This is a genomic window from Nocardiopsis salina YIM 90010 (assembly GCF_000341025.1).
Classification (GTDB): Bacteria; Actinomycetota; Actinomycetes; order Streptosporangiales; family Streptosporangiaceae; genus Nocardiopsis; species Nocardiopsis salina.
Genome location: NZ_ANBF01000166.1, coordinates 43,608 through 50,478, shown reverse-complemented (window position 1 = coordinate 50,478; position 6,871 = coordinate 43,608). Strand labels below are relative to the sequence as shown.

The following is a 6,871-nucleotide window of genomic DNA, read 5'->3' as shown; positions in this document are numbered from 1 at the left end:
TGGCCGCCGTCCGGGGCGGAGGAGCTCGGTTCCGAGGGCGGGTACACGGCGCTGGCCCGCCGCGGGTACCAGTACGGCCCGGTATTCCGCGGCCTGGAGAACGCCTGGCGCGACGGGGACGACCTGTGGGCCGATCTCGCCCTGCCCGACGGCGGGGGAGAGGTGCCCTTCCACGGCCCGCACCCCGCCCTCTTCGACGCCGCTCTGCACGCCCCGGTCCTGCACGGGGCGGGGGACGAGGGCGCCCTGCTGGTGCCCTTCACCTGGGACGGGGCGCGCATCCACGCCGACACCTCCCCCGACCGGCTCCGCGTGCTGGCCCGGCCCTTGGGCGAGGGGCGTTACCGGCTCCGGGCCTGGGACACCGGCGGGCGTCCTGTGCTGTCGGTGAGCGAGCGGTCCCTGCGCCCCCTGGCTGCCGGGGCCCTGCCCGACGACAGCGACGAGGAACCCGGCCTGTACCGGCAGGAGTGGCGTTCGGTGCGGGTTCCCATGCCCGACTCCCAGCTGCCCACGGGCCTGGCGAGTCTGGACTCGCTGCCCGAGGGCGGCCCCGTCCCCGACGTGGTCTTCGCCGAACCGCCCGCCCGCGCCGTCTACGTCGAGGACGACGCACCTCCCGCCGCGGTGCGCCAGGGACTGGAATGGGCTCTGGAGACCGTGCGCACCTGGCTGTCGGACGAGCGCAACGAACACGCCCGTCTGGTGCTGGTGACCTGGCACGCCGTCTCCACCGGCCCCGAGGACGAACTCACCGGCCTGGCCGCCGCCCCGCTGTGGGGCCTGCTGCGCGCCGCCCAGCGTGAGCACCCCGGGCGCCTGGTCCTGGTCGACTCCGACGGGTCCGAGGAGTCGCACCGCCTGCTCACCGCCGCTGTCGGACTCGGTGAGCCGCAGGTGGTGCTGCGGCACGGAGCCGCGATGGTCCCGCGCTTGGTCGCCGAGGAGGTCGGAGAGGCCGAAGAGTTTGCCCTCGCGTCGATGCACCGCGGGGCAGCCGCAGACCTTCGGGACGGCGAGACACGCGTCTCGATGCGGGTGGTCGCTCCTGCCGACGGGTCCGGGTCCGCTTCCGGGCCGGTGGGCGAGAACAGCGGTATCGGTTCCGCTGGGGCGGGAGTCGTCATCGAGTCCGGCCCCGGGGTCGACGATCTTGTCCCCGGAGACCGGGTCATGGGGCTGTTCGACGTTTCCTCGGGCCCTGAGGCCGTGGCCGATCACCGTCGACTGACCGGCGTCCCGGAGGGGTGGAGCTGGGAAGAGGCGGCCGCGATCCCCCTGAACCACCTCACCGCCTACCACGCCCTGGTGGACCTGGCTGCGATCCGGCCCGGGGAGAGCGTGCTGGTGCACGCGGCGGACGGCGCTCTCGGGCAGGCCGCGGTTCAGTTGGCCCGGCATCTGGGTGCCAAGGTCTTCGGTACCGCGGACCCGGCCCACTGGCCCGGATTGATGCGCCTCGGACTGACCGAGTCCCGCCTCGCTCCGTCGGACGATTCCACCTTCGCCGATCGTGTGCTCCGAGCCAACGGCGGCCGTGGTGTGGACGTCGTCCTCAACTCCCTCACGGGCGAGACCGTCGACCTCTCCCTCGCCCTGCTCCGTTCACCCTCGGACGGAGGAGGACCCGGGGGGCGTTTCGTGGAGATCGGCACGGACGTGCGGGACGGTGACTGGGTCGCTGCTCGCCATCCGGGGCGCGAGTACCGTTCCTTCGTCCCGGCCGACATCGTGCCCGAACGGGTCGGGGAGACTCTCGGGAGGCTCCTGGAACTCTTCGACTCCGGTGCTCTGCACCACTCGGAGACGTCGGCGCAGACCGCCGGCGGGGGAGTTCCGGTGGACGACCGGGACGCGGCCGAGGACGTCCGAACGTTTGCGGGGCGTACCCCGGACGAAGGCACCGCGCTCATCACCGGAGGAACCGGGACCCTGGGCCACATCATGGCCCGACACCTGGTCACCGCATACGGGGTGCGCCACCTGACCCTGGTCAGCCGGGGCGGTGCCGGCACCTCCGGACAGGACGAACGAACTGCAGAGCTGCGCGACCTGGGCGCGGAGGTGGATGTGCACGCCTGCGACGCGGCCGACCGCGACGCCTTGGCCGCCCTGCTCGACCCCCTGCCGCACCGCCTCGCCGCGGTCGTGCACACGGCCGGTGTGCTCGACGACGCCACAGTGCTCGGCCTGGACCCCGAACGTGTGGAGAAGGTCCTGCGCCCCAAGGTCGATGCGGCCTGGAACCTGCACGAGCTCACCCTCGACCGGGAACCCGGTGCGTTCGTCCTGTTCTCCTCGGCCGTGGGCACCCTCGGCAACCCGGGCCAGGCCAACTACGCCGCCGCGAACGTCTTCTGCGACGTGCTCGCCCAGCACCGCCACGAGCAGGGCCTTCCGGCCACGTCCCTGGCCTGGGGGCTGTGGGAGGAGGCCAGCGGCATGACCGCCCACCTGGACTCCGGCGATCTCGACGTGCTGGGCCGAGGCGGGCTGCTGCCCATGCCCACCCACAAGGCGTTGGCGCTGTTCGATTCCGCCCTGGTCTCGGGCAGGCCGGTGCTCATGCCGGCCCTGCTCGACCTCGTCGACGGCCCCGACCTGCCGCTGCTGCGCGAGCTCGACCGGCCCGAGGGGGCACCGGCCCCCGCCGAGGAGGAGGGCCCGCGACTGTCCGCGGAGGTGCTCGAGCCCCTGGGAGAGGACGAGAGGCGCCGCCGCCTGCTCACCGAGGTGCGCAGCCAGGCCGCCGCTGTGCTCGGGCACGACCCCGGCTCCGGTGAGGCGCAGATCCCGGCCGAACGCCCCTTCAAGGAGCTCGGTTTCGACTCCCTGACCGGGGTGGAACTGCGCAACCGGCTCGGCGCGGCCGTCGGCACCCGGCTGCCCGCCACCGCCGTCTTCGACCATCCGAACCCGCGCGAACTCGCGCTGCTGTTGGACGAACTGCTCTTCCCACCCGTCCCCGAGGACGCCCCCGAGCCCGAGGAGGAACAGGACGGCGGCGGGATCGACGACATGGACGTGGACGACCTGGTCAGCCTCGCGCTGCAGGGACAGAGCGCCGCACCCGGCGAGGGGGCCGGCGACGACGGCTGGTGAGCCGGTGCCCCGACCGGGGCGGTGAAAGAACGACGTGCAGGACCCCGCGGCCCCGGACACCCCCGGCCCGGCCGTGCCCAGGATGCAAGGAGAATGGCGATGAGTGCCGACGAGGGGCGACTGGTCGCAGCGTTGCGCAGCGCGATGAAGGAGAACGCCCGGCTGCGCGAGGAACGCGACCGAGCCGAGCAGGACGCGCAGGTGGCGGTCACCGCCATGGCCTGCCGCCTGCCCGGTGGGGCCGACACCCCCGAGGCCCTGTGGGAGCTTGTGGAGGGAGGGGGCGACGCCGTCGGCCCGCTGCCCGACGACCGGGGATGGCCGGAGGTCTCCGACGGTCCGCCGCGCTCGGTCATGCGGGAGGGCGCCTTCCTCGACCGGGCCGGGGACTTCGACGCCGGCTTCTTCGGGATCTCCCCGAAGGAGGCCCTGGCCACCGACCCGCAACAGCGCCTGCTGTTGGAGACCTCCTGGGAGGCGGTCGAGCGCGCCCGCCTCGACCCGACCTCGCTGCGCGGAACCGACACCGGCGTCTACGTCGGTCTGAGCGCCCAGGAGTACGGGCCGCGGATGGCCGAGTCCACCGACGACGGGCTCGCCCTGACCGGGTCGATGGCGGCGGTGGCCTCGGGACGCATCTCGTACTCGCTCGGGTTGCACGGGCCGTCGCTGAGCATGGACACCGCCTGTTCCTCCTCCCTGGCCGCGATCCACTCGGCCGTGCGGGCTCTGCGCGGGGGCGAGTGCTCGATGGCTCTGGCCGGGGGTGTCGCCGTCATGAGCAGTGACGGTGTCCTTGTGGAGTTCACACGCAAGGGCGGGCTCTCTCCGGACGGGCGCTGCCGGGCCTTCGGTGCGGGCGCCGACGGCACCGGGTTCTCCGAGGGCGCGGTCGTGCTGGTGCTGGAACGCCTCGCCGACGCGCGTGCGGCCGGGCGCCCAGTGCTGGCCGTGGTCCGGGGCAGCGCCGTCAACTCCGACGGGGCCTCCAACGGGCTCACCGCACCCAACGGTCCCGCGCAGGCGCGCGTGATCCGGGCCGCCCTGGCCGACGCCGGGCTGGAACCCCACGAGGTCGACGCGGTGGAGGCGCACGGTACCGGCACCACGCTCGGCGACCCCATCGAGGCGCAGGCGGTCGTGCGGGTCTACGGGGGCCGGCGCGATGAGCCCCTGCTGCTCGGTTCCCTCAAGTCCAACATCGGGCACGCCCAGGCCGCCGCCGGGGCCGCCGGGGTCGTCAAGGCCGTGCAGTCGCTGCGGCACGGGGTCTTCCCGTCCACGCTGCACTCCGCCGATCCCACCCCGCACGTGGATTGGGACGGCAGCGGCGTCGCCCTGGCGCAGTCCAACCACACCTGGGGGGAGGCCCCGCGCCCCCGCCGGATCGCGGTGTCCTCCTTCGGCATCAGCGGCACCAACGTGCACCTGGTACTGGAACAGGCCTTGGAGGACCGATCCGCCCCCGAACCCGCCGGCGACCCCGACGCGGTCGAACACGGACCCGCCGCCGGACAGGTCCCGGGGCACTTCGCGGCGGTGGCCGAACCCGCCGCGGAGAGCCCAGCGGAGCATGCCCCGGAACCCACCGGCGGGCCGGTGTCCTGGCCGGTCTCGGCGCGCAGCGGCCTCGCGCTGCACGGACAGGCCGTGCGCCTGCTGCGCCACCTGGAACGCCTGCCCGCCGAACCCCGCGACGTCGCCCTGTCGTTGGCCACCACCCGCGCCCACCTGGAGGAGCGCGCAGTGGTGGTCGGATCCGGCTCCGACGATCTGCGCCGCGGTCTGCGCGCCCTGGCCGCGGGCGAGTCCGACCCCGGAGTGGTGACCGGCTCGGCCGACGGGGCGGGACCCACCGCGTTCCTGTTCACCGGACAGGGGTCCCAGCGTCCCGGAATGGGCCGTGAGCTGCACGCCGCCCACCCGGTCTTCGCGCGTGCCTTCGACGAGGTCGCCGCCGAGTTCGACCGCCACCTGGAACGCCCGCTCACCGAAGTGATGTGGGCCGAGCAGGACACCCCCGAGGCCGACCTGCTGCACCGTACCGGGTGGGCGCAGGTCGCCCTGTTCACGTTCGAGACCGCCCTGTACCGCCTCCTGGACTCCTGGGGTGTGCGCCCCGACTACGTGGCCGGGCACTCCGTCGGCGAGATCACCGCCGCCCACGTCTCGGGGGTGCTGGACCTGCCCGACGCCGTGCGCCTGGTCGAGGCGCGCGGCCGCCTCATGCAGGCCCTGCCGGAGGGCGGCGCCATGGCCGCGGTGCAGGCCCCGCCGGAGCAGGTCGAACCGGTCCTGGCCGAGGCCGCCGAACGCACCGGTGCGCCGGTCGCGCTCGCCGCGGTCAACGCGCCCGGTTCCGTGGTGGTCTCCGGCGGCGCCGAGGCGGTCGCGCACGTGTCCTCCGTCTTCTCCGAGCGCGGCCACCGCACCCGGCACCTGTCGGTCTCGCACGCCTTCCACTCCCCGCTCATGGATCCCATGCTCGAGGACTTCGCGAAGGTCGCCGGGCAGGTGCAGCTGCACGCGCCGGTCCTGCCGCTGGTGTCCAACCTCGACGGCGGACGGGCCGGTGACGAGGTCTGCACCCCCGAGTACTGGGTGCGCCACGTGCGCGAACCCGTGCGCTTCGCCGACGGCGCGGCCCACCTGCGCCGCGAGGGTGTGACCGCATTCGTGGAGGTCGGCCCCGACGCCGCCCTCACCGCGATGGTCCAGCCCGGAACCGGGGAACAGCACCGCGCCGTCGCCCTGCAGAGCCGTCTGCGCCCCGAGGCCGAGGCCCTGGCCACCGGTGTCGCCGAGGCGTACGTCGCCGGGGTCCCGGTCGCGTGGGAGGCGCTCAACGCAGGCGCCCGTACCGTGGACCTTCCCACCTACGCGTTCCAGCACCGGCGTTTCTGGTTGGCCGCTGCCCCCTCGGGCTCGGCCGCCCCGCCGGTGGAGGAGCCCGCGGAGGAGGCGCCGACCGTGGTGCCGGCCCTGCGCGCACGTCTCACCGGGATGTCGCCCGCCCTGCGCGAGGAGGAACTGCTGCAGACCGTGCGCCGCGAGAGCGCCGTCCTGCTCGGCCACACCGGTGCGCAGGACGTGCCGGCCGACCGGGGCTTCCTCGACCTGGGGTTCGACTCCCTGGCCGCCGTGCGCCTCGGCGCCCGCCTGGGTGAGATGACCGGCCTCGAACTGCCCAGCACCGTGCTCCTGGACCATCCCACCCCCCGCGCTGTGGCCTCGCACCTGGCCGAGGAGATCGCCTCCGACGCGGGAGCGGCCGACCCGACCGGAACCGACACCGCTGCCGGCGCCTCCGAGGACACCGCGCCGACCGCCGAACCCGAGCCCGGACGAGGCGACGAGGAGGTCGACGGCATGGACGTCGACGACCTCGTGCGCATGGTCTACGACAACTGAGCCGGAGGAAACGCATGACGGAGACGACGGACAGCAACGACAAGGTCGTCAAGGCCCTCCGCGACTCGGTGAAGGAGGTCCAGCGCCTCAAGAAGGAGAACCGGCGCCTGACCGAGGCCTCCCGCGAACCCGTCGCCGTCGTCGGGATGGGCTGCCGCTTTCCCGGCGGTGTGCGCACCCCCGAGGACCTGTGGGAGCTCGTCGACGGTGCCACCGACGCGATCGGGGACTTCCCCACCGACCGCGGGTGGGACCTCGACGGGATCTTCGACGACGACCCCGACACACCCGGCACCACCTACGCGCGCCAGGCCGGGTTCCTGTACGACGCGGGCGAGTTCGACGCCGCCTTCTTCGG

3 protein-coding genes (1 of these 3 running past the window's edge) are annotated in these 6,871 nt (G+C 73.9%); all 3 read left to right on the top strand.

Features of this window, described 5'->3' with window-relative positions; genetic code table 11:
* On the top strand, positions 1 to 3,102 hold a 3,102-nt coding region (locus D474_RS29250), incomplete at its 5' end, for an SDR family NAD(P)-dependent oxidoreductase (protein ID WP_017614999.1).
* A gap of 99 nt (positions 3,103 to 3,201) precedes the next feature.
* A complete protein-coding gene (locus D474_RS0118425; protein ID WP_017614998.1) occupies positions 3,202 to 6,513 on the top strand; it encodes a type I polyketide synthase in 3,312 nt (1,103 codons plus the stop codon).
* Between the two features lie 14 nt (positions 6,514 to 6,527).
* On the top strand, positions 6,528 to 6,871 hold the 5' end (the start) of the coding sequence (locus tag D474_RS0118420) for a type I polyketide synthase (protein WP_017614997.1). It continues 5,767 nt past the right edge of the window; 344 of the gene's 6,111 nt are visible here — the first part of the coding sequence; the start codon lies at positions 6,528 to 6,530; its stop codon lies off the right edge, out of view.

Excerpts from the sequence above, each read along its gene's own strand:
- D474_RS0118425 (WP_017614998.1), top strand. The coding sequence starts at position 3,202 with ATGAGTGCCGACGAGGGGCGACTGGTCGCAGCGTTGCGCAGCGCGATG.